At 68.3% G+C, this 21,590-nt stretch carries 17 protein-coding genes and 1 pseudogene; 10 read left to right on the plus strand and 8 right to left on the minus strand.

Annotated features, from left to right (window positions below; translation table 11 throughout):
- The first annotated feature begins 308 nt into the window (after window positions 1-308).
- The 3 genes and pseudogenes from J8J14_RS21200 to J8J14_RS25200 all read left to right on the plus strand — a co-directional run.
- Entirely contained in the window at window positions 309-587 is a 279-nt protein-coding gene (locus J8J14_RS21200; RefSeq protein ID WP_209381553.1) for a hypothetical protein, read from the plus strand.
- Window positions 588-743: 156 nt separating this feature from the next.
- Window positions 744-1,085 carry a hypothetical protein gene (locus J8J14_RS21205; protein ID WP_209381554.1) on the plus strand — a complete coding sequence of 114 codons (342 nt, stop codon included), beginning with the start codon at window positions 744-746 and terminating at the stop codon, window positions 1,083-1,085.
- A 214-nt stretch (window positions 1,086-1,299) separates the two neighbouring features.
- Window positions 1,300-1,662: pseudogene (locus tag J8J14_RS25200) on the plus strand (IS5/IS1182 family transposase); the annotation flags it as partial.
- Here the strand turns inward: J8J14_RS25200 and J8J14_RS21210 are convergent.
- Complete coding sequence (locus tag J8J14_RS21210) at window positions 1,643-1,876, minus strand: hypothetical protein (protein ID WP_209381555.1); 234 nt, start codon at window positions 1,874-1,876, stop codon at window positions 1,643-1,645. The pseudogene J8J14_RS25200 and the gene J8J14_RS21210 sit on opposite strands and share 20 nt — an antisense overlap.
- 1,243 nt (window positions 1,877-3,119) lie before the next feature.
- Entirely contained in the window at window positions 3,120-4,400 is a 1,281-nt protein-coding gene (locus J8J14_RS21215; RefSeq protein ID WP_209381556.1) for a tyrosine-type recombinase/integrase, read from the minus strand.
- A 574-nt stretch (window positions 4,401-4,974) separates the two neighbouring features.
- On the opposite strand from J8J14_RS21215, the gene J8J14_RS21220 reads away from it, so the two are divergent.
- Window positions 4,975-7,116 (plus strand): hybrid sensor histidine kinase/response regulator, encoded by a 2,142-nt coding sequence (locus J8J14_RS21220; protein WP_209381557.1) that lies wholly within the window; start codon window positions 4,975-4,977, stop codon window positions 7,114-7,116.
- Window positions 7,117-7,357: 241 nt separating this feature from the next.
- On the opposite strand, the gene J8J14_RS21225 is transcribed toward J8J14_RS21220, so the two are convergent.
- On the minus strand, window positions 7,358-8,575 hold the full coding sequence (locus tag J8J14_RS21225; RefSeq protein WP_209381558.1) for a L,D-transpeptidase scaffold domain-containing protein: 1,218 nt from the start codon (window positions 8,573-8,575) through the stop codon (window positions 7,358-7,360).
- 1,070 nt (window positions 8,576-9,645) lie between these two features.
- Between J8J14_RS21225 and J8J14_RS21230 the strand changes: the two genes are divergently transcribed.
- Genes J8J14_RS21230 through leuD form a run of 3 tightly spaced genes read left to right on the plus strand, consistent with a single transcriptional unit; the run spans window position 9,646 to window position 12,869 of the window.
- A complete protein-coding gene (locus J8J14_RS21230; RefSeq protein ID WP_209381559.1) occupies window positions 9,646-10,782 on the plus strand; it encodes a mechanosensitive ion channel family protein in 1,137 nt (378 codons plus the stop codon).
- A gap of 42 nt (window positions 10,783-10,824) precedes the next feature.
- Window positions 10,825-12,246: a 3-isopropylmalate dehydratase large subunit gene (leuC, locus tag J8J14_RS21235; protein ID WP_408896462.1), complete on the plus strand. Its 1,422-nt coding sequence runs from the start codon at window positions 10,825-10,827 to the stop codon at window positions 12,244-12,246.
- Window positions 12,246-12,869 carry a 3-isopropylmalate dehydratase small subunit gene (leuD, locus tag J8J14_RS21240; RefSeq protein WP_209381561.1) on the plus strand — a complete coding sequence of 208 codons (624 nt, stop codon included), beginning with the start codon at window positions 12,246-12,248 and terminating at the stop codon, window positions 12,867-12,869. The genes leuC and leuD overlap by 1 nt, the downstream gene beginning before the upstream one ends.
- Window positions 12,870-12,872: 3 nt before the next feature.
- Here leuD and J8J14_RS21245 read toward each other — a convergent pair whose 3' ends face one another.
- Window positions 12,873-13,640, minus strand: coding sequence for an SDR family oxidoreductase (locus J8J14_RS21245; protein WP_209381562.1), 768 nt, complete (start codon window positions 13,638-13,640; stop codon window positions 12,873-12,875).
- Between the two features lie 167 nt (window positions 13,641-13,807).
- Window positions 13,808-14,443, minus strand: a complete 636-nt coding sequence (locus J8J14_RS21250; RefSeq protein ID WP_209381563.1) for a MarC family protein — start codon at window positions 14,441-14,443, stop codon at window positions 13,808-13,810.
- 189 nt (window positions 14,444-14,632) lie between these two features.
- On the opposite strand from J8J14_RS21250, the gene J8J14_RS21255 reads away from it, so the two are divergent.
- Together J8J14_RS21255 and J8J14_RS21260 are read left to right on the plus strand one after the other, a co-directional pair.
- Window positions 14,633-14,866 (plus strand): hypothetical protein, encoded by a 234-nt coding sequence (locus tag J8J14_RS21255; protein ID WP_209381564.1) that lies wholly within the window; start codon window positions 14,633-14,635, stop codon window positions 14,864-14,866.
- Window positions 14,867-14,915: 49 nt separating this feature from the next.
- Window positions 14,916-16,037 (plus strand): FUSC family protein, encoded by a 1,122-nt coding sequence (locus tag J8J14_RS21260; RefSeq protein WP_209381565.1) that lies wholly within the window; start codon window positions 14,916-14,918, stop codon window positions 16,035-16,037.
- Between the two features lie 23 nt (window positions 16,038-16,060).
- Here J8J14_RS21260 and J8J14_RS21265 read toward each other — a convergent pair whose 3' ends face one another.
- Complete coding sequence (locus tag J8J14_RS21265; RefSeq protein ID WP_209381566.1) at window positions 16,061-17,572, minus strand: ABC transporter substrate-binding protein; 1,512 nt, start codon at window positions 17,570-17,572, stop codon at window positions 16,061-16,063.
- Between the two features lie 213 nt (window positions 17,573-17,785).
- Between J8J14_RS21265 and J8J14_RS21270 the strand changes: the two genes are divergently transcribed.
- Window positions 17,786-18,979 (plus strand): pyridoxal phosphate-dependent aminotransferase, encoded by a 1,194-nt coding sequence (locus J8J14_RS21270; RefSeq protein WP_209381567.1) that lies wholly within the window; start codon window positions 17,786-17,788, stop codon window positions 18,977-18,979.
- 15 nt (window positions 18,980-18,994) lie between these two features.
- On the opposite strand, the gene J8J14_RS21275 is transcribed toward J8J14_RS21270, so the two are convergent.
- Window positions 18,995-20,047: an Ldh family oxidoreductase gene (locus J8J14_RS21275; RefSeq protein WP_209381568.1), complete on the minus strand. Its 1,053-nt coding sequence runs from the start codon at window positions 20,045-20,047 to the stop codon at window positions 18,995-18,997.
- Window positions 20,044-21,588, minus strand: coding sequence for a UxaA family hydrolase (locus tag J8J14_RS21280; RefSeq protein ID WP_209381569.1), 1,545 nt, complete (start codon window positions 21,586-21,588; stop codon window positions 20,044-20,046). The genes J8J14_RS21275 and J8J14_RS21280 overlap by 4 nt, the downstream gene beginning before the upstream one ends.
- Window positions 21,589-21,590 lie beyond the last annotated feature (2 nt).

A 21,590-nucleotide genomic window follows, 5' to 3' on the forward strand; every position in this document is an offset into this window, starting at 1 on the left:
AAGGAGAGCCGCTGAGACACGCCGTCCGGAGGTGGAGCTCGTCCCATCTCCGGGCGATCCAGTGGGTCAGGTTTCGACCGGCGACGCGAGCCAAGGTGGGTCAGATTTCAGGCGGCGTTGACAAGGGTAAAGGGAACTTCCAAGCTTCTGCGCATCCTGCGCTCCTCCAGGCCCGTTTTGCCGGCCATGCTGCACGGTAGGCTTGGACTATTAAGAACTCGTTAACCGTTTCGCGCTCAAAGTGTGTCAGGCGGACACTATTCCAGCGCAGGCAGCGCAAGCGCGCCGTTCCCGGAAAGGGAAGAAGCATGACCGAGCAAGCAACCCCGCTGGACGTACTGGTCTCGCTCGGCCTCGCGCCGACGGATGCCAGGCGCATCCTAGAGGCTCTAGAGGCAGCAGGGTGGCAGATGGTTCCCATCGATCCCACTGGACCCATGACGGCCGCGATTGAGGGGCAGGATTTCATCACCACGTCGCTGGACGGGGATGAGAACACCTATGACTTCATATCGGAGGAGGATGCCCGCGGCATCTGGGCAACCATGCTCGGCAATGCTCCAGGCATAGACGGAACGCGCCGCTGATCCTCAGCACCTTTGGCCCGCTCATCCACCGTCTCCGCCTAGTCCTTCGTCCTCGACCGCTCCGGCCCACGCGGCGCCTCAAAGGGCTTGCGAGGGGGCACTGGCGTGCTTCCGAGGAAGGCTGGCGCGCCTGCATGGCCCTGCTAGCCTGCCTGCATGCGAACCTTGCTCCCCTCCGCCGCCCTGCTGCTGTTGAGCGCACACGCGACTGCGCAACCGGTCGCGGTGCCGTCTGATCCTCGCGCCAAGTACGAGGCGCTCGCGGTTACACGGAAGCCCAACGGTCTCGTGGAAATTCTGACGCGACGCGACGGACCGTCGGGCATCTCGTTCTCCATCCGCGAGATAGACTGCAGGGCGAACCGGTTCCGCTACCTTGGCGAAGGCGACACGCGGGAACAGGCGGAGCGGCGCACAAAGCGGGACACGATGGGCCCACTCACTGAGCAGTCGATCTCGACCTACATTTCGCAGTTCGCCTGTCGCAATGCGCGTTGACGCACGACCGAAGCAGTCGCTCTCAACCTGCACCGCGCCGAACTGACCGTGCAGGAGCGGTCGGACCATATCGCGGAGTGGGTGCGGCTGACCGAGGAAAAAGGTGCCCAACTTGGGCAGCTTTCTACTGGGCGCGGCAATGAGGGTGGGATTAGCAAGAGACCACCGCCGAGGCTCAGGCCGCCAAGGTGGCGCAACTCGCACAGGAGCACAGGGAAAAGTTCATGCCTTGCACGAACCGCAGGTGGACTGCAGCTCCAAGGGGCGAGGCCCATGTCCGCTACGGGGTCGGCACCAAGGTCAGCATCACCACCACGCTGGCCGAGGGCTTTGTCGTGAGCATGCGCTCCATGCCCGGCGATCCCGATGACGGGCACATCCTGGCCGACGCTCTCCAGCAGGTCGAGGCCCTGACCGACCAGCGTCCCAGCCTCGCCCGCTGTGCCCTCAGGGCACCCTCGGCGATACCTTCTACGCCGTGCTCTGCGGCTGCGGTCACAACATCCACGAGGTTCTCAGCCATCTCCGGGCTTTCTTGGCCGCCATCCTCGCCAGCCTCATCCAGGCACTCGACCGGACAAACCGTCACCCAGCACTGATCCAGGTTTCGAGCCTTCGCCGCACGGGCGTAAGGCGTGGAACTTCATCTCACGGCGGAAAGCCTGCTCATCCAGGCACTCCAGGCGCGCGATTAGCTGCTTTATCTCTACCTGAGAAACACCGCGGCTCGTCGCTATGTAGATGGCTTGGCAGGCATCGTGGATCGCCCAGCGCAGGTCGTGCTCGTCCATACTAGGCATCATACGTGCGTCGATGCGCGAGGATGATCTGTCCGCATTCTTATATCGAGAGCATGCTGCGGCTGATATCGTTTCCAGGTCAACATTTTGGATTTGCGGCGCCCGAGCTATGCGGCCCTAATCTTGGGGCGCTATGGTGAGCGGGGATGTGGGTCCGGCAACTCGTTCCCCTTGGGGTAGCTCCCCGGCGCTATGCTGCCACGGTGCTTCTCGGGCTCGGTATTCTTCTTCCAGCCTTCGCGCTTCCCTGAGGTGACGCTCCGCTTCCTGCCTGAACGCCTCAACGTAGGTTCCGGCGCTGAGATACCTGCTTAGCTCAGTGAGTTGCTTAGCTCGCTGCCGCAGCCGCGAGGCACATAGTAGCATCGGGCAACCTCTCGAATTTGTGAGGCCGCAGAAGTAGAACGCCGGCCTGCTGTAGGACAAGAACTTGTTGATGCCGAGGGAGCATCTCGTCGCTGATGGAAAGGCAAAGAGAAGCTCGGCGGGAAGGATCCCGTCGAGCCAGTTGTTTCAATCGCCGGAATATGGCGGGTGCCACTGCGTCAGGCAGAGGCATGGTGTGAAAACGCCTGCCCGTCAGGACCTGTTACATCGCGTGAGATGGGGAGTGGGTGCTGACGCTTCCGCCGCGGCCCCCTACGCTGCCGCAAAAATATTTGCTGCCGAAAGAAAAGCAGGCCGGCTAAGATGGATGTGCCTGTGGCGCTGAGAGCGCACGCTCATCGCCGGCAAGGCTGGGGCGGCGGCGGTGATCAGGGATCGCTGCCGCCGTCCTTTTTGCATTTGAGAGATGGCTTTTCGTTGCCAGCGTCGCGCGCGGGAGGCTACTGCGGTCCCGCGGCCCTGTCCCGCCGCCTGCCCCTTCGGGGGTCCGGTTATGGTCGCCGCAGAAATGCGGCCTCCAGATGAAGGGGATACCCCTTCGGAAGCCGGCCGTGGCCTCCCTCGTAGGGATGTGTTCGAGAGGCGTCCTACCCCTGCGCCCTACCGCACCCGCTCGTCCACCGTCCCCGCCCAGTCCACCGGCCTCGCCCAGTGCGGCCCGGTCCACTGGCCGTTGAGGGGAAGGCCGCCTCGTGGCAGCCTTCTGTGTCCCGACTGTCCCGACCCTGTCCCGACCAGTCGGGACGCGAAAAGCCCAGCAAAATAAGGCTGTCCCGACCGTCCCGACTGTCCCGACCGGAAAACAGAAGGGTGGGGTGAAAATGATGTTCTAAACGGAGTGAGTTGGTCAGCCTTGCACCCTGATCGGCACCACCTTCGCCGAGAACCCCCGGCCCTCCACCAGGCCCAGGACGTGCCCTTCCCAGGCCTTCAGCGCTTCCGCCTTCTCCCGCTCCCACCCGTGCCGCTGGTAGACGCCGACGATTCCGGATCGGCTCCCGCTGATGTGGTTCAGGACCGCTTCCGTCACCTCCAGCCTGACGCCGAGGCGTTGCAGGCCCGTGGCGACCGTCCGGCGGATGTCGTGGATCACCCAGGGATGGAAGGGTCGCCTCGCCTTCTTGGCCTCGGCTCGCATGGCGTCGTCCAGCCGCTCCTTCACCTTGCCAAAGCCGCTGGGTGCCGTCTTTCGGGGGCCCTCGAACACCAGGGCAGCCCCCTTACGCTGAGGCGCCTTCCGGATCAGCGCCAGTACGGCCGGCGCCAGAGGGACCGTGTGAGGCTGTCCGTTCTTCGTCCTCTCGCCGGGCATGGACCAGAGGGCGCCATCCAGCTCCAGCTCCGCCCATGCCATACCGGCCACCTCGCCGCGGCGCTGCCCGGTCAGAATGAGAATCTGCACGATCGGGGCCCAGGGGTGGTCCAGCGCCTCTGCTGCTCGCCAGAGGGCTGCCAGTTCCAAATCCGACAAGACCCGCTCCCGCGCTGTCTCCCGTGCCGGCTGAGGAGTAGCCATCCAAGGATTCACCGCAAGGGCACCTCGCTTCACCGCCCAGCCCCAGCAAGATCGAGCCAAGGCTCGCACCCGGTTGGCCGCAATGGGGCCGCGCTCGGCCTTCACCTCGTCTAGCAGGTGTACCGCATCGGTCTGCGCCAAGCTGGACGCGGGGGCGTCGAGCCATTTGGCCAGGACGGAGCGCAGGGTTTTCGGTGTCGCAGCCCGATAGGAGGCCGATCGCTCGGCCAGGTGGTGGGTGGTCCACTGCTCGATCAGTCTCTCTATTGTATAGGCCCTCGCGGCGGCTGCCGCCTTGCTTTGGGCCTCAGCCTCAAGGGCAGCCGCCTGGGCTGCCTTCCTTTCCGCTACGGGATCCCGCTGGTCCCTCACCTGCCCTCTCAGGGTCTCGGCCTTCTTCCGGGCCTGGGAGGTCGTCAGCTCCGTGCCGAAGGTCCCCAGCACCACTCGGCGGACCTTCGCGCCATTCCGGTACTGCAGGAGGAAAACCCGCTTCCCGCCAGCCGTGATCCGAACCCCGAAGCCCGGCAGGGCGTCATCGAACAGGAGGGCATCCTTCTTGCCCTCCGGGCAGGTCGCATCGGCCACGATCTTGTCGCTGAGCTTCGCCACCCGAATCTCCCTCGCGGACTCTCTGCGGACTCATTAGCGCGAGGGCTCGCGGCACTCCATGGCGATTGCTGGCGAGAGCGAGGCAGATCTATGCTCAGACAATCAACGGCTTATGAAGGTGCTGCGTATGTTCTGGCGGCTCGTGTCGGCTCACCTACCCTGACTGAAAATCGCAGTGTCGGTGGTTCGATTCCGCCCCTGGGCACCATTTCCTTCTTATTGGTCAGTCGCTGAACCGAGCGCCGCTCAAGCGCTTGAGAGCCGAATGTGCTAGCATGGCTCTAGCACAGCCGGTTGTTCGGCTTTCCTCAGTGCCCTGCCTAGCAGCCATATTTCCACGAGCCTAGCTGACCCAGTGGTCTTCCATAGGGGTGCGATGGCTTCCATCGTGGCGGCGCGCCCGCATCATTGCCAATGGCTCGATGAGCTCGCTTCCAGTACAGCCTTCCCTGGCTGCAGGCTCCCTTGCATTGCCCATGGTGTTGCGAGCGACAGGCATCTTTTGCGATCCGAACGATATGCACGAGCGCTGAAGGCCCTGACCGCCCTGCCGCGGCGCAGGGTCTGGGCGGTGATGATGACCAGCTGGGCAATCTGCTCCGGCGCGGCCTGGTTCACCGCCGAGCGCTATGCCGGCCGGGTGGAGGAGGAGGCCAAGGCCGCCGCTTGGTCGCGGGCCGAAGTGGCCACCGAGACGATCGAGCAAAGCCTGCTCCGTACCTTTGAGGCCGTGGAGGGCCTGCACGACCTGGCGCAGGCCCGCCAGCAACTCCTGGAGAGGGGTGATCGCGGTGGGGCTGATACCATCGCGGCACAGCTCATCAACATCGCTCGGCGAGGCCGGTTCGGCGTGCTCCAGGTCGCCCTCATCGGGTCGGAAGGCCGGGTGACCTGGTCGTCCGTGGCCGACTGGCAAGCCGTCGACCTCAGTGATCGCGAGCATTTCCGGGTCCACCGGGAAGGGCGGCGGGATCTCTTTATCAGCGCGCCCGTGGTCGGCCGCGTCTCGAACCAGTGGAGCGTGCAGGTCACACGTCCGCTCCGGAGCCTGGCGGGAGACTTCGCCGGGGTCGCCGTGGTCTCGATGGACCCGGTGGAGCTCTCGCAGCAACTCGCGTCCCTGCAGTTCGGTGCTGGCAGCAGCGCAACCGTCCTGCGGCGGGATGGCATCATCATTGCCCGGAGCCGGGATGTGCTGCAGGCACTTGGTCAGGTGATCCCGTCGGAGGCCGCCTTGATGCAGGCGCTCGAAGCCTCACCGACAGGCCGCCTATCGATCCCCCGCAGTGTTTTCGATGGCCGCCCGAAGCTCACCGCCTATCGATCGCCAGCCGGTCTCCCGCTTGTTGTCTCGGTTTTCCTGGACGAGAAGCAGGAGCTGGCCCGCACGGCTTTTGTCCGGCCCGCGCTTCGCGGTGCGGCAGGAGGCATTTCGCTGCTGGCCCTTGCCGTCGTCGCCTTGCTGCTGCTGTGGATCGAGCGGCAAAGAACGCGGGCGGCGCTGGAACTGGCGCGGCACGAGCGCGAGGCAGCGCTGGAACGGTTGGCACAGGCGCAGCGGATGGAGGCGCTCGGGCGGCTCGCCGGAGGCATCGCCCATGATTTCAACAACGTGCTCCAAGCCATTCTCGGCGGTGCCCGAGGCATGCAGCGCCGGCAGAGGGATCCCGAGGCCATAGAGCGGCTTGCCGGCATGATCGCCGAGGCAGCGGAGCGAGGCGCCTCCGTCACCCGGCGGTTGCTCGCCTTTGCCCGGCGAGGCGAGCTGCGCTCCGTGGCGGTCGATATTCCGGAGTTGTTGAACGGGCTGCGCGAGGTGCTGACCCATACAATCGGGCCGAATATCCAGGTTCGGATCGAGGCCAGCCCCACCCTGCCGAAGGCCCTGACCGATCCCGGTCAGCTGGAGACGGTTCTGGTCAATCTCGCCGTCAATGCCCGTGATGCGATGGCTCCGCGGGGTGGCGGCGATCTCGTCCTTTCCGCCGCGGTGGAGGACAACCGGGCCGGTCCGGGAAGCCTGCCAAGCCTCGGGCCGGGCGCCTATCTCCGCCTGGACGTCACCGACACCGGCATGGGAATGGACGCCACAACCCTGTCACGGGCCGGCGAACCCTTCTTCACCACCAAGCCGAAAGGCAATGGAACGGGGCTGGGCCTGGCGATGGCCAAGGGCTTCGCGGAGCAATCCGGCGGCGCGTTCGGGATTGAGAGTGAACCCGGGCACGGGACAACCATCACGCTCTGGCTACCCTGCGCGTTCGAGGAAAAGGCCGTGGCAGCCAGCCCCGCCCCGGCTCCGGTCGGCCCCGCGGCGGCAGGACGATCCAGCGATCTCTCGGGACGCATCCTGCTTGTCGATGACGAGCCACAGGTCCGTGCTGTCCTGGCGAGTGCGCTTCGCGACCATGGGCACCAAGTGGATGAGGCGCAGGATGGCGCGGCGGCGCTCCTCCAGCTGGACGGGTGTGATCTGCTGGTGACCGACCTGGCCATGCCGGGGATGAATGGCCTTGAACTGCTTCGTAGGGTGCGGGAGCGGCACCCCGGCCTGCCGGCCATTCTGGTGACCGGCTACGCCGGAGACGCGGACACCGAAGATCTTGCCGAGGCAAGCGGGACAGGACCGCTGATCCTGCTACGGAAGCCCATCGATCCGGACGAGGTCGCCGCCCATGCGGCCACGCTTTTGAACGCACCATCCTCCGCCTCCTGATTACCCAATGCGGGGCAGCTCCCGTGAAGGCACGGCGGGTGTTCCGCGCGCCATGGCCCGCTGCGGATCCAAGCCCCTCCTCGTTCGACAAGAGCTGAAGCAGCAGCGTGGCTGCGGCAAGACCCGACAGGCTTTCCCGGATCGCTGAGGCGCCCGGTGCAGCATGCCCGCTTGTGGCAAGCCGGCCCAAAGGCCGGCGGAGCTCATGCGCGGCCCAGACGCGCTCGCGCCGCCGGGCCAATCAGGATGCGGTGGCTGGCCGTCCGCCCGAAGGACGTTCCTGCATCTGCTGCCAGACCCGGGCGTCACGCCCGTAGAAGTCCGGGCGGAACTGCAGTTGCCCGTCAGTGTCCACGAAGGCGGTCTGGTAAATCACGAAGACCGGCATCGGCCGCGGCAGCGCGCGCCGGGTGGTCACGCCGGTCGAAATCTCCTCATGGATTGTCTCGATGGGCTGCTCCATCAGCAACGCGGCAAGCTCGCGCGGCTTCTCGACCCGTATGCACCCGTAGCTCAGCCTGCGGTTCTCCCGGCTGAAGATGTGCCTGGCCGGAGTGTCGTGGAGATAGACATCGAAGCGGTTCGGCATGTCGAACATAATGTAGCCAAGCCCCGCACTCGGCCCCGGGCGCTGCTCCACCTCGCCATTTTCCAGCATGACCATGTTGTTCTTCTCCAGGTAGTCCGGGTCACGACGGATCTTCGGCAGGAGGTCCGCGACGACGATGTCCCTCGGCACGACCCAGGGCGGGTTGAAGAAGGCCCCCTCGATCATGGTTTGAAACTCGGGGCTCTGGTCGCGCTCCCCATCATTGCCCACCACGACGCGTGTCGAGAAACCGGGCTGGCCGTCGCGATACAGCACCAGCCCCTGGTCGGCGACATTGACCCACACGCGATTCGCCGGCAGCCGCCGCGGCAGCCAGCGCTGGCGTTCGAGATTCACCGCAATCAGGCGCTGGCGGTTCATCCTGGCCTGGTCACCGGCCGCTGCACCGGACTCATGCTCCTCCAGGGCCTTGCGAAGCGCGGTGTAGGTCGGCGTCGCTGGCGCCAGCGCCTCGATCACCGCCGCGGGGTCGGGGCTGGCGATGGCCCGGTCGAGCGCGGCTGCCACGTTGACCGGCTCCGGCGTCAACACCTCGACAGGCCTCCGGCGCTCCACCGGTACGGCGCCGTGGGCCAGCGCATCCGCATAGGAGAGGAAGGCGTCCGACAGCAGCAATTCGCGCTCAGGCGGCGGCAGCTCCGACCTGCGCCGCAGCTGGGAGGCGTGGAACAGCTCGGGGTCCAGCCCGTGCCTGCCCGCGCGCAACACGGCCGCGGTCAGCGCTTCCGCCTGCGCCGCGCGGGTGGTCCATACCGGCGCGAAGCCATGGCGCGCGTAGAAGCGCCGCAGCAACCAGGCATTCGGCCGTTCGTCGGCGAAAAGCAGCTCGGGGGCGCCGTCCCGCAGCATGGCGAGTTCCGTGTCGGCCTGCCTCGCAACCACGGGAACCGGCCTGAGCGCCGGCCTGGTGCCGCATGCGGTGAGCGTGAAAGCCGCAGCAAGAGCGAGTGGGCCACGCGAGACGACGCTGCGCCGTGACATCCCGGCCCGGGCGGAAGCCAGGGGCTCCTGGCCACTACGCTCAGGCTTGCACTGCGTCACGCGAACGAGATCCATTCTACAACCTTTGTTGATCCACACAGCCTGGGAATGGTTTGACGCCCCGCCGGAGGTTGCCATTGAATACCAGGCGTAAGCGCGATTCGGCGCAAGGAGAAGCAGATGCACATCACTTCCGCAAAGTTTGCCTGCCGTGGGCTGGTTCGCTTCGCTCCCATGGCCGTGATTGCCCTTTCCGCAGTGATGCTCACGGCCTGCGCCCGCGAGCCGGCGCCGCAGCCGTCCTCCACCTATGTCGCCCCGGCCCCTGCCCCGGCGCCCGCCCCTGCTCCGGCGCCTGTTATGGTTCCCCGCGCGCGTGGGTAACTGAGGAACACGCCGTGGCGTAGATTATACGCCACGGCGTGATCCATCTGAACGGACAGTCTCTCGTTCGCCTCGGGTCGCCTACCACTCCGGTCGTGTATCTCCGGCAGATCAGCGCCAGCACCGGGTTGAGCAGTGGCCATTCTCCCTGGCCCGCAGTGCCGCCGCTGTAGCGGCATCCACCACTTCGCTGACCACCTGGCCGAGCAGGCCCTGAACCCCCGGCGGGACTTGTGCCGCGTCGTATTCGCCCGGAAGCCGGGAATGAACCGGGCCGGCCTGCCATCGGCGATGCTCTCTCTGCACAAGCCCGCTCCGCGCCATTCCGCGAAGCATCGCGCCATGTCATGCCGGTCCTCTTTCCTCATACGGAGCGCTTCGCTTCTCCGGGGCGGTTTCACCGCTCTCCCGCGCTTCATGTGGCGGCTATGCCTGCCACGTGGAACCATCGCGGCGCCCGGGGGTTATGCTGCGAATGTGCTGAATGACCGGTCCAGGGGCATGTGGCCGGCGCATCCTGACACCAAACCATATTCCAGGAACGAGGGCCGATCATGTTCGATAGGATCGGAGATTTTTCGCGCGAGATCATCAACACGCAGGCCTGGCTTCCCTCCTGGGCGATAAGCCTCCTGACACTGGCGGCGGCGGTCGCTCTCGCGCTTGCCGTCCACGGGATTCTCTTCCGCGGCGTATCGCGGATGGTCCGGAACAAGGACCTGTTCTGGCGCTCCCTGGTCGCACGGACCTCGGGACCGGTTCGGCTTGGGGTCGTGACCTTCGCCCTGAGCATCGCGTCGGAGATCGCGCCGCTCACGGCCACGCAGAGGGATGTGCTGCAGCACGCGCTGCTCGTGGGCTTCGTCGGGCTTCTAGGCTGGGGCGCGCTGACCGCCCTGCATATCTGGACAACCATCTATCTTCGCCGCTTCAAGCTCGGCGCGCAGGACAACCTCCTGGCGCGCAAGCATGTCACCCAGGCCCGGATCCTGAGGCGTGTCGCGGGCACGCTGATCATCATCGTCACCGTCGGCGCCGCGATGATGACCTTCAGCGGCGTCCGGCAATACGGCGTGAGCCTGCTTGCCTCGGCCGGCGCCGCCGGGCTTGTCGTGGGCCTCGCGCTCCAGCCGCTGCTGAAGAACATCTTCGCCGGCATCCAGCTCGCCGTGACGCAACCCATTCGCCTCGACGATGCCGTCATCGTCGAGGGTGAGTGGGGGAATGTGGAGGAGATCACAAGCACCTATGTCGTCGTCCGCCTGTGGGACTGGCGCCGGATGGTGCTGCCGCTCACCTATTTCCTCGAGAAGCCTTTCCAGAACTGGACCAGGGACAGCTCCGCCCTGATCGGGGCGGTGATGATCTATCTCGACTACGCCGTGCCGGTGGAGGAGATGCGGGCCAGGCTGGCGGAGATTGCTAAATCCTCCCCGAACTGGGACGGCAAGGTGGTCAACCTGCAGGTCACGGATTTCCGGGAGCATGTGATGGAGGTTCGCATGCTCGTCAGCGCCAGCAATGCGGGCCGCGCCTTCGATCTTCGCTGCGAGGTGCGGGAACGCATGATCGCCTGGCTTCAGGCGGAGCATCCGCGCTCCCTGCCCCGCCGCAGGACCGAGATCGAAAGGATGCCGCGCGACACTTCCCGGGTGCAGGAACGGCGGGGCCAGCACCAGGCCGCCGCGTGACAGCGCACCCCGCCCGCTCCTATCCTGGCCGCCGGCAGGAGGATGGGAATGGCCGGAGCCACGGCACGCACGCTGTTCGACAAGGTGTGGGACGCGCATGCCATCCTGACGCGCGAGGACGGGCAGTCTCTCCTGCTGATCGACCGCCACTTCTTCCATGAAGGTTCGCACCACGCCTTCAACCAGCTGAAGGCGCGCGGCGCGGCGGTGGCGCAACCCTCTCAGAACATCGGCGTGGCCGATCATTATGTCCCCACGCGAGGGCGCGGCGGGGCGATCGCCGATGCGTCCATCGGCCACATGGTCCGGCAGCTGTCGGAGAATGCCGCGCGCCACGGCATCCGGCTTTTCGGCCTCGACAATCCGGACCAGGGCATCGTGCATGTGGTGGGGCCCGAGCAAGGGCTGACGCTGCCGGGCCTGACGATCGTCTGCGGGGATAGCCACACCTCCACCCACGGGGCCTTCGGCACCATCGCCTTCGGCATCGGGGCGTCGGAGGTGGCGCATGTTCTGATGACGCAGACCCTCTGGCAGCGCCGTCCCGGGCGGATGCGCGTCACCGTCGAAGGCAGGCCCGGCCCGGGGATCGGCGCGAAGGACATCGCGCTCTCCATCATCGCCCGCATCGGCGCCGATGGCGCGCAGGGCCATGCGGTGGAGTATGCCGGCTCCGCCATCCGCGGCCTGTCCATCGAGGGGCGGATGACCCTCTGCAACCTCTCCATCGAATCCGGGGCGCGCTGCGGCATGGTGGCGCCGGACGGCATGACGCTGGACTATCTCCGCGGCCGCCCCTTCGCGCCGCAGGGCACCGCCTTCGACCGCGCCGCCGAGGCCTGGCTGGCCCTGCCCGGTGACCCCAGCGCGACCTTCGATCGCGAGGTGGCGATGGATGCCGCCGAGATCGCGCCCATCGTCACCTGGGGCGTGAGCCCGGAGGATGCGCTTCCCATCACCGCCACCCTGCCGGACCCGGAACGCATCACCGATCCCGCCCGCGCCGCCCAGGTCCGGGATGGGCTGGACTATATGGGCCTGCGCCCGGGCCAGCGCCTGACCGAGATCGCGGTGGACCGGGTCTTCATCGGCTCCTGCACCAACAGCCGGATCGAGGACCTGCGCGCCGCCGCCGCCGTGCTGGCGGGCCGCCGCGCGCGCATCCCCGGCCTGGTCTCCCCCGGCTCCACCCCCGTGAAGCGCCAGGCCGAGGAGGAGGGGCTGGACCGCATCTTCCGCGAGGCCGGGCTGGAATGGGTGGAGGCCGGCTGCTCCATGTGCGTCGGCATGAATGGCGACCTGCTGGCGCCTGGCGAGCGTTGTGCCTCGACGACCAACCGCAACTTCAGGGGGCGGCAGGGCAAGGGCTCGCGCACCCATCTCATGTCCCCGGCCATGGCGGCGGCCGCGGCGGTCACGGGCCATCTGGCCGATGTCCGGCCTCTCCTGGCGGGGCGCGCGTGATGCAGCCCTTCGGCATCCTCGCCGCCGCCGCCTGCCCCCTGCCCCTGGCCAATCTCGACACCGACCAGCTGATCCCCGCGCGCTTCATGAGCCGGCCACGCAGCGCGGGTTATGGCGACTTCCTGCTGCACGACCTGCGCCGGGGCGCGGATGGCGCCCTGCGCCCGGATTTCCCGCTGAACCGGCCGGAACGGGCCGGGGCCGCCATTCTCGTCGCGCGCCGCAACTTCGGCAGCGGCTCCTCGCGCGAAGCGGCGGCCTATGCCCTGCTGGATGGCGGCATACGCTGCGTGTTGGCCCCGAGCTTCGGCGACATCTTCGCCAGCAACGCCGTGAACAACGGCCTCCTCCCCGCCCGGCTGGCGGAGGAGCAGGTCGAGACTCTCCTCGCCTGGCTGGAGGAGGGCGGACGGGAGGTCACGGTGGACCTCCTGGCCTGCTCGGTCGCCGCCGGCAGCCACCGGTGGGGCTTCGCCATCGACCCGGTCTGGCGCACCAAGCTGCTGAACGGCTGGAGCGACGTGGACCTCACCCTCAGCCACGCCGCGGAGATCGAGGCCTTCATGGCAGCGGACCGCAGCGCCCGCCCCTGGGCCTGGCTGGACGGGGCGGCCGGGGATTGAGGCTCAAAGCCCCCCGGTGACGCGCAGCACGGCCCCTGTGGTGTAGGAAGCGGCGTCGGAGACGAGCCACAGCACTGCCTCCGCCACCTCCTCCGGCTGGCCCACGCGGCGCATCGGCACGCGCGGCGCGATGCGGGCGGGCCGCCCGGGATCGCCTGCTGCGGCATGGATGCCGGTTTCCACCGTGCCGGGCGCGACGGCGTTGACCCGGATCCCCTGCTCCGCGACCTCCCGCGCGAGGCCGAGGGTGAAGGCCTCCACGGCGGCCTTGGTGGCGGCGTAATGCACATATTCGCCCGGGCTGCCCGTGCTTGCCGCCACCGAGGAGATGTTCACGACGGAGCGGCCCGGGCGTTCCGGCCGCATCGCGAAGCGGCGCAGCGCCTCCCGCGCGCAGAGCATCGTGCCCAGCAGGTTCACTTCGGCTACGCGCCGCATCTCCGCCTCATCCAGATCGGCGAAGCGGCCGAGCGGGCCGGTGATGCCGGCATTGTTCACCAGCGCATGCAGGGGGCCGAAGGCCGCCTCGGCCGCGTCGAAAAGGCGCGCGATATCGGCGCCGCATGTGCTGTCCGCCTGCAGCGCGGCCGCCCGCCCGCCCGAGGCCTCGATCCGCGCCACCACCTCGGCCGCGCCGCGCGCGTCGCGGGTGTAGGTGACGCAGGGCGCGTAGCCGGCGGCGGCGAGGCGGCAGGCGATGGCGGCGCCGATGCCGCGGCTGCCGCCCGTGACGATCACGGCCCGCCCCGGGGCTTCTGCTTGGTTCTGCATGGAAGGCGATTGCTTTCGGTGAAGCCGCGCCCTGCGGCGTGGCTGCCTCATCCTGCGGTGGATCAGGCAAGGGCAGAAGGAAAGGTTTTGGATACGGCGCATGCGGCGCGCCTTGGGGGGGGCCAGCCCGTGGCCCGTGTGCCGGGCAGCCGGGCCGGGGCGCCGTCCTATCCCGCCGGCCGGATCAGCGCGGTTATGCCATCCACGACGAACTGCACCGCCAGCGCCGTCAGCAGCACGCCCAGCAGGCGGCTCAGCACGATGCGCCCGGTCCGGCCGAGCAGCCGCGAGATGCCCTCCGCCGCCATGAAGACGGCAAGGCAGGCCAGCATCACGGCGGCGACCAGGCCGAGGACGATGGCAAGCGCCACCATTCCCTGGTCGGTGCGGGAATCGAGGAGGATCACGGCGGTGATGGCGCCGGGCCCGGCCATCAGCGGGATGGCCAGGGGGAATGCCGCCAGGTCGCGCATCTGGTCCAGGTGGAGGGCGGTGTCCACCGTGGCCTGCTTCCGCTCCGTCCGGCGCTCGAACACCATTTCGAAGGCAATCCAGAAGAGCAGCAGCCCGCCGCCGATCCGGAAGGCGGGCAGGCCGATCTCCAGCCAGTCCAGCAGGCTTTCCCCGGCCACCACGAAGAAGGCAAGGATCACGAAGGCGATGAGCGTGGCCCGGATCGCCACGGCCCGCCTCTGCGCGGCACTCATCCCCTCCGTGAGGGTGAGGAAGATCGGGGCGAGCCCGATGGGGTCCACGGTCACGATCAGGGTGACGAAGGTGGAAATCAGGAGATCGGCGCTCATCGGCCGCCATGATCCTGCCGCGGCCCCATGCGAGGCAACCCGCCGCGCCGCAACGGGCGGTGAAGATCGGGCAGCCGCTTCCCATATGGGCGGGGTCGCGCCGTTTCGGGGTTGGATGATGCTATCGCGAGTGCCGGATGGGGATGGAGTGCGGGGCCGGATGCCGGCGGCAGGACGCGTGGCCTGACCATGTCCTCCAAGCTCTGGTCCCTCGGTATCCTGCTGGTCGCGCTCGGGATCGCCGCGCATGTCGTCGGCTGGGATGTCCTGCTCTGGCTGCCCATGACCATCGCGGATTCCCTTTTCTGGGTTCCCATGGCGATCATCGACGCGGTGAGCGCCTCGCCCGCCACCTTCGGCATCGTAGCGCTGGGCGTCGTGCTGATGATCGTGGCGCGTTTCATGGGCCGGCACCGGGGTTAGGCGCGCGCGCGGCTTGCGCGCGATGCCGTGCCACGGGGACCTCGCCACCATGACACCGCCTGACGCCCACCGCACCCGGCCATCCCCCGGTTCGTCAGCGCTGCGGCGTTTCCTCCTGCGCTGCCTCGCCGCGATGCGCCGGGACCCGGCGCGCCTGACGATACAGTCCGTCCTCGCGGTGCTGATCTCCTACCTCGCCGCGCAATGGCTGCGCCTTCCGGAGCCATCCTGGGCCGTCTTCTCGGCGCTGTATGTGATCCAGGGCAGCATCGGCGGCACCATCACCGCGGCGAGGGACCGGGTTCTGGGCGCCGTGACGGGTTCCCTCATCGCCCTGGCCTGCATCTACCTCATCGGCCTCGGCGGCTGGCGGACGGTCCTGTCCCTCGTGGCTGGGGTCGGGAGCATGAGCCTCATCGCGAGCCTGCGGCCCAGTTACAGCTACGGCCTGGTGACGGTCGCCATCCTGATCGTCGCGCCCGGCATGGAGCTGATCGAGAACGCCATCCTCCAGGTCGCCGCCATTTCCCTGGGGGCCACGGCGGGTGCGGCGGCAAGCGTATCCGTCCTGCCGCGCCAGGCACATCGCGGTGCGGAGTACCACCTCGCTCAGGCCCTGGCAGGTTGCAGCGCCCTTCTTTCCGCCTGCATGGCGAGGATGCTGGCGCAGGATGCGGCCGATATCCAGGCGGCCCATGAGCGGATCGACCGGGAACTGGCCGAGGCCGACAGGATGGTCCGGCAGACGCGGCTGCGCCGGAAGGAGGCGCATCGCGTGTCCCTGCCGCGGCTTAAGGCGCAGGTCGAGCGGCTGTGGTACACCCTTGCCATCGCGGACCGGCTCAGCACACGGCCCCTGCCGGACGCGGCCAGCGCTCGCCTCGCCGGCCCCGTGCGGGACGCCACGCGGCAACTCGAAGGATTGCTCTGCGACATCAGCGATGCGCTGGCCGGGGGCAAGCTGCCGGTCCTTGCCACGGATTTCCGGAGCCCTGCCGATCAGGTGGCCCGGGCGGTCGAGGAACTGCGCGTGGAGGGCCTCCTGCACGCCATGCCGCGGGAAGAGGCAGAGCAGGTCTTCGGCCTGTCGCTGACCTGGCAGCAACTGACACAGAACCTGGGAGACATACTGGATGTCACGGGCAGCCGGAGCGCCGGCGAAGCCGCGTGACGCTCCGGGGGGAAAGCGCGGCCTCAGCCCCGCAGCCGCACACCCTGCAGGCGGATGAGCCCATCCGGAACGGGCTTCAGCCCCTCCAACCGCGAGGAGGCCCCGTGGAGGATGCGGGAGTGCCACAGGTAGATATAGGGCCGGTCCGCCAGCAGCACGCGCATGGCCCGTTCATAGGCGGCGGCGCGCTGCGCCGGATCGACGCTGCTGCGCCCTTCCCGCAACGCCGCATCCGCCTGCTGCGAGCAGTACTTCCCGCCATTCAGGCTCTCTCCGCAGGCATTGAAGCCCCAGAGATTGCCGTCCAGGTCCAGCCGGCCGGACCAGGCGATCAGCAGGCTCTCGAAATCCCCTGACGTCCATTGCCGCAGTAGCGTCGCCGTCTCGATCACCTGCAACTCCACATCGATCCCGGCCTCGGCGGCCATGGCCTGGATGATCTCGGCGGCCTGGCTGTACTCGCTGGTGTTGGGGACGGACATGCGCATCTTCACCCGGTCGGTGAAGCCGGCCTCGCGCAGCAGGGCGCGGGCGCGGGCAAGGTCCCGCCCCGGCACGGGCAGCGACTTCACGTAGTTCGGGCTGCTGGGCGAGACAGACTGGTTCCCCGGCAGGTACTGGCCGTCAAACGCCACCTGCACCAGCGCGGCACGGTCGATCGCCAGCTCCAGCGCCTCCCGCACGCGCCTGTCGCGGCCCAGCGGGGTTTCCGCGCGCGGGCCATTGGCGACATTCACGGCGATGTAGACGCTGTTGAGGCTCGGCACGCTGGCGATCTGCACGCGGCGATCGGCGCGCAGCTCCGGCAGGTCGGTCGCGGCCACGCGCTCGGCCAGCTCGATGGTGCCGGAGCGGAGATTGGCGGACATCACCGTGCTGTCCGTGATCGGGCGATAGACCACCCGGTCGAAATGGATGCGGCCGGCATCCCAGTATTCGGGGAAGCGCTCCAGCTCGATGCGGTCCTGCGCCACGCGGCGGGTGAAGCGGAAGGGGCCGGCGCAAGCCGGCTCGCGCGCGAAATCCTGGTTCACCCGCCCGGCGGCGCGCGGGGAGACGATCATGCCCGCGCGGTCCGAAAGCGCGGCCAGAAGCGGGGCGAAAGGCTGCTCCAGCCGGATCGTCACCTCCAGCGGGCCGGTCGCCACCACCTCCTTCACCGGCCCCATCTCGCCCCGGCGGGTGGAGCCGGGGGTTTCCAGGTGGCGGCGCAGCCCGGTGACCACGGCCTCCGCATCCATGGCGGCCCCATCATGGAAGCGGACATCCGGCCGCAGGGTGAGGACGAGGCGGCGCCCCTCATCCTCCCACCGCCACGCGGTGGCGAGCTGGGGCACGAGGCGAAGATCCGCATCCACCTCGATCAGCTTGTCGCACATGGCGGCGAAGACCTGCCGCGCGGCGAGGCTGCGGGAAAGGGTGGGGTCCAGCACGTCCGGATCGCTGACGATGCCCACGCGCAGTGTCTGGGCCGTTGCGGCACCGGCCCACAGGCCGGCGAAGAGGCCGAGAAGGGCAAGGCGGCTCCGGCGCATGCGACGTCTCCCATGTCGTTGCCGCGAGCCTGCCGCCCTGGATATGATATATCAATAGGGATCTGAAACGCCGGCCGCGGCGCAAGATCCCGCCACCCCGCCCGTATCCCCCTTTCCCCACCGGGGCGGGCGGGGCAGAAGCATCCGCCCGCCTGGCGCTGCCATCCGCCCTCATGGCCCCGGCGCAACGACCCCGAAGGATCCCGCTTCCGCATGAGCGCCGCTTCCAGCCCCGTCCTCGATCTCGCGGAGACCCTGCCCGACCATATCCGGTCCGTCGGCACCAGCCAGATCGGCCTTGTCGCCGATCGCGGGCGGGATGACCCGGATGTGGTGAAGCTGTGGATCGGCGAAGGGGACCTGCCCACCCCCGACTTCGTGGTGGAGGCCGCGCACCAGGCCATGCTGGCGGGCGAGACCCGCTACACCTATTCCCGCGGCATCCCCCGCCTGCACCAGGCGCTGAGCGACTATCACCGCCGCCACTGGAACGTGGAGGTGGCGCCGGAGCGCTTCGCCATCACCGCTGGCGGCATGAATGCCATCATGCAGGCCTGCCAGGCCCTGCTGCAGCCGGGCGAGGAGGTGGTCATCCCCACCCCCAACTGGCCGAACCTGGCGGAGGCCGTGCGCGTGACCGGCGGCGTGCCCGTGACCGTGCCCTACCGCCGCAGCGCGGATGGCCGCTTCAGCCTGCCCATCGAGGACATCGAGGCCGCCATCACCCCGCGCACCCGCGTGCTCGTGGTAAACTCCCCTTCCAACCCCACGGGCTGGGTGATGCCGCTGGGCGAGATGGAGGCGCTGCTGAAGCTGGCCCGCGCGCGTGACCTCTGGATCATCTCCGACGAGGTCTATGCCCACTTCACCTATGGCAACGCGATCGCGCCCTCCTTCCTGCAGCTCGCCACGCCGCGGGACCGGCTGATCGTCACCAACACCTTTTCCAAGAACTGGGCGATGACGGGCTGGCGTGCCGGCTGGATCATCTACCCGGAGGGGCTTTCCGGCACCTTCGGCAAGCTGGGGCAGTACAACACCACCTCCATCCCCACCTTCATCCAGCACGCCTGCGTGGCGGCGCTGGAGGAAGGCGACAGCTTCATCCGCACCATGGTCGGGCGCTGCGCCGAAAGCCGCGCGATCATGGTGGACGGCCTGTCCCGCCTCAAGGGCGTGACCGTCTTCGCGCCCGAGGGGGCCTTCTACCTCATGGCGCGGGTGGAGACGGGCGAGACGAGCCTGGACCTCGCCTTCCGCCTGCTGCGCGAGGCGAAGGTGGGCGTTGCCCCCGGCACCGCTTTCGGGCCGGAGGGCGAGGGCTTCATCCGCATCTGCTTCGCCGTCAGCCCCGCCCTGGCGCGCGAGGCGGTCGCGCGGCTGACCCGGGTTCTCGGGGAGCGGTGAGCGCCGGGGCCTCCCCTACGGGAGGCCCACCCCCAGCTTCGCCGCCCAGGGTGCCAGGGCATCCAGGATGCCGTCGCGCAGCATGACCCCGTCCCGCTCCGCCGCGGCACGACGCCGCAGCCCGGCCTCGCCCGGCAGGCGCACGGCGCCCTGGCCGGGGCGCGGCGGGCTGCTGCGGCAGTTGGCGGTGATGGCGCCGGCCTGGCGGTTGAAGGCATCCAGCCCCGCGAAGGCGGCGGGATCGAAGACCTGCAGGAAGACGGCGTTGGTCATGCCCTTCGGGCCATCGGCGCGGCCATGGCCGGAAAGACCCTGGCTCAGCGCCTCGGCGGTCAGGCCCCAGCCATAGCCCTTCTGCCCATGGTCCTGGCCGCCGGCCGGTAGCACCGTGCCGCCGCGCTGGAGAACGGTGGGATCGTCCGTCGCCTGGCCCTCCGCATCCATCAGCCAGGGCCGGGGATAGCGGCTTCCCTCCTTCGCCAGGCGCATCGCCATGTTGTTGGTGGTGATGGAGGCGCTGACATCGATCATCACGGGATCGCCGCCTGTCGGAAAGCCGAAGGCGAAGGGCGCGGGGGACAGCGCCGCGCGCGTGCCGCCGAAGGGCGCCACCGTGGCCACTCCCGGCGCGGAGGAATGGATGGAGAGCACCATGCCCCGTTCCGCCGCGCGTGGCAGATAGGCCGCGAGGCAGCCGATATGGTGGCTGTTGCCGATGGCCACGGCACAAAGGCCATGGGCGGCCGCCCGTTCGATCGCCAACGCCATCGCGCGCAGCACCAGCCAGGGCCCCGGCAGGAGGCGCCCGTTCCAGGTGACGCAGGCGCCGCGATCATTGACGACCTCGGGCTCGCCTGTGGTTTTCATCGCCCCGGCCTCGATCGCGTCGAGGTAGCGCGGCGCCAGGGCGAGCCCATGCGTGTCATGGCCAAGCATGTCGGCCTCGACCAGGATATCGGCGACGGCCTGCGCCTTCTCCGCCTCCATCCCGGCCGCGCCGAACAGCGCCGCAGCGAAGCCGCGCAGGGACCCGGGATCGTGCCGGGCCGTGATCTCCGCCGCGCTCATGCGAGCACCCCGATAATCCAGGGCACGAACTCGTTGGTGCCCAGCCCGTTCAGCTCGCTCCTGGTCCGCTCGCCCGAGGCGTGGCGGAGGAGCTGGCGGAAGATGCGCTCGCCCATCTCCTGCACGGTCGCCTCGCCATCAATGATGGTGCCGCAGTTGATGTCCATGTCGTCCACCATCCGCTCATACATCGGCGTGTTGGAGGCGAGCTTGATGGTGGGCGCGGGCAGCGAGCCGAAGCAGGAGCCGCGGCCGGTGGTGAACATCACCATATTGGCCCCGCCCGCGATCTGCCCGGTAGCCGAGGTCGGGTCGTAGCCCGGCGTATCCATAAAGACGAGGCCGCGCGCCGTCACGGGCTCGGCGTATTCATACACCTCCATCATCGGCGAGTTGCCGCCCTTCTTGGCGCCGCCGAGCGACTTCTCCAGCACATTGGCCAGCCCGCCCGCATTGTTGCCGGGGCTGACACGGCCATTGATCTGGGTGTCGCGGCCCTTGTTGTAGTCGAGCCACCAGTTCATCCGGTCCACGAGCTTCTGCCCGACCTCGGGCGTGACGGCGCGGGCCGTCAGCGTGTGCTCGACACCGAAGATCTCGCTCGTCTCGCTCAGGATGGCGGTGCCGCCATGGCGCACCAGGATATCCATGGCCGCGCCCAGGGCGGGGTTGGCGGACAGGCCGGAAAAGCCATCCGAGCCGCCGCACTGCATGCCGATGACGAGATGCCCGGCCGAAACCGGCTCGCGTCGCACATCATTGGCGGCCGGCAGCATCTCCTTCACCAGCGCGATCCCGGCCTCCACGGTGCGGCGCAGCCCGCCCGCCTCCCCGATCACGAGCGTGCGGAGCTTCGGCCCGACCTGAAGATCCTGCTCGCGCAGGAAATCCTCCAGATCGTTGCTCTCGCCGCCCGTTGCGATCACCAGGGCACCGGCGGTGTTCGGGTTGCGGATGGTTCCGGCAATGGTCCGGCGCAGCAGGGCCATGGGCTCGCCGCTGCGCTCCATCCCGTCGCCCTGCTCATGCACGAAGGGCGCGACGCCATCGACATTCGGGAAATCGGCCAGCCGGTCCGGCGTGAACCAACCGGCGATCTTGCGCGCGGCCGTGCCGCCCGCATTGCCCAGCACGAAGACACCGACGTAATTCCGCGTCCCCACGCGGCCATCGGGGCGGCGGATGCCCTGGAAGGTGGCCCGCTCGGCCTCGGGCACATAATCGGTCGGCACGTAGTTCTTTGAGAAGGCGTAGTCCTTCTCCACATCGTCGAACAGGATGTTGTGGCTGTGCATCCAGGTGCCGGGCTGCAGGTCCTCGGAAGCGAAGCCGATCACCGTGTTGTACTTCTTCACCGCCTCGCCCTTGGCGATGAAGCGGGCCGCGATCTTGTGGCCGGATGGCACGTCATGCAGCGTGACCGTGTTCTCGGCCGGAACCGGCGTGCCGGCGGGCACGGGCATACGCGCCACCACCACGTTGTCCGCCGGGTCCAGCCGGATGAAGGGGTTGAAGTTGGGGCGGGTGATATGGCCGTCCATGG

This window comes from Pararoseomonas baculiformis (assembly GCF_017813395.1).
In the GTDB taxonomy this organism is placed as follows: Bacteria; Pseudomonadota; Alphaproteobacteria; order Acetobacterales; family Acetobacteraceae; genus Roseomonas; species Roseomonas baculiformis.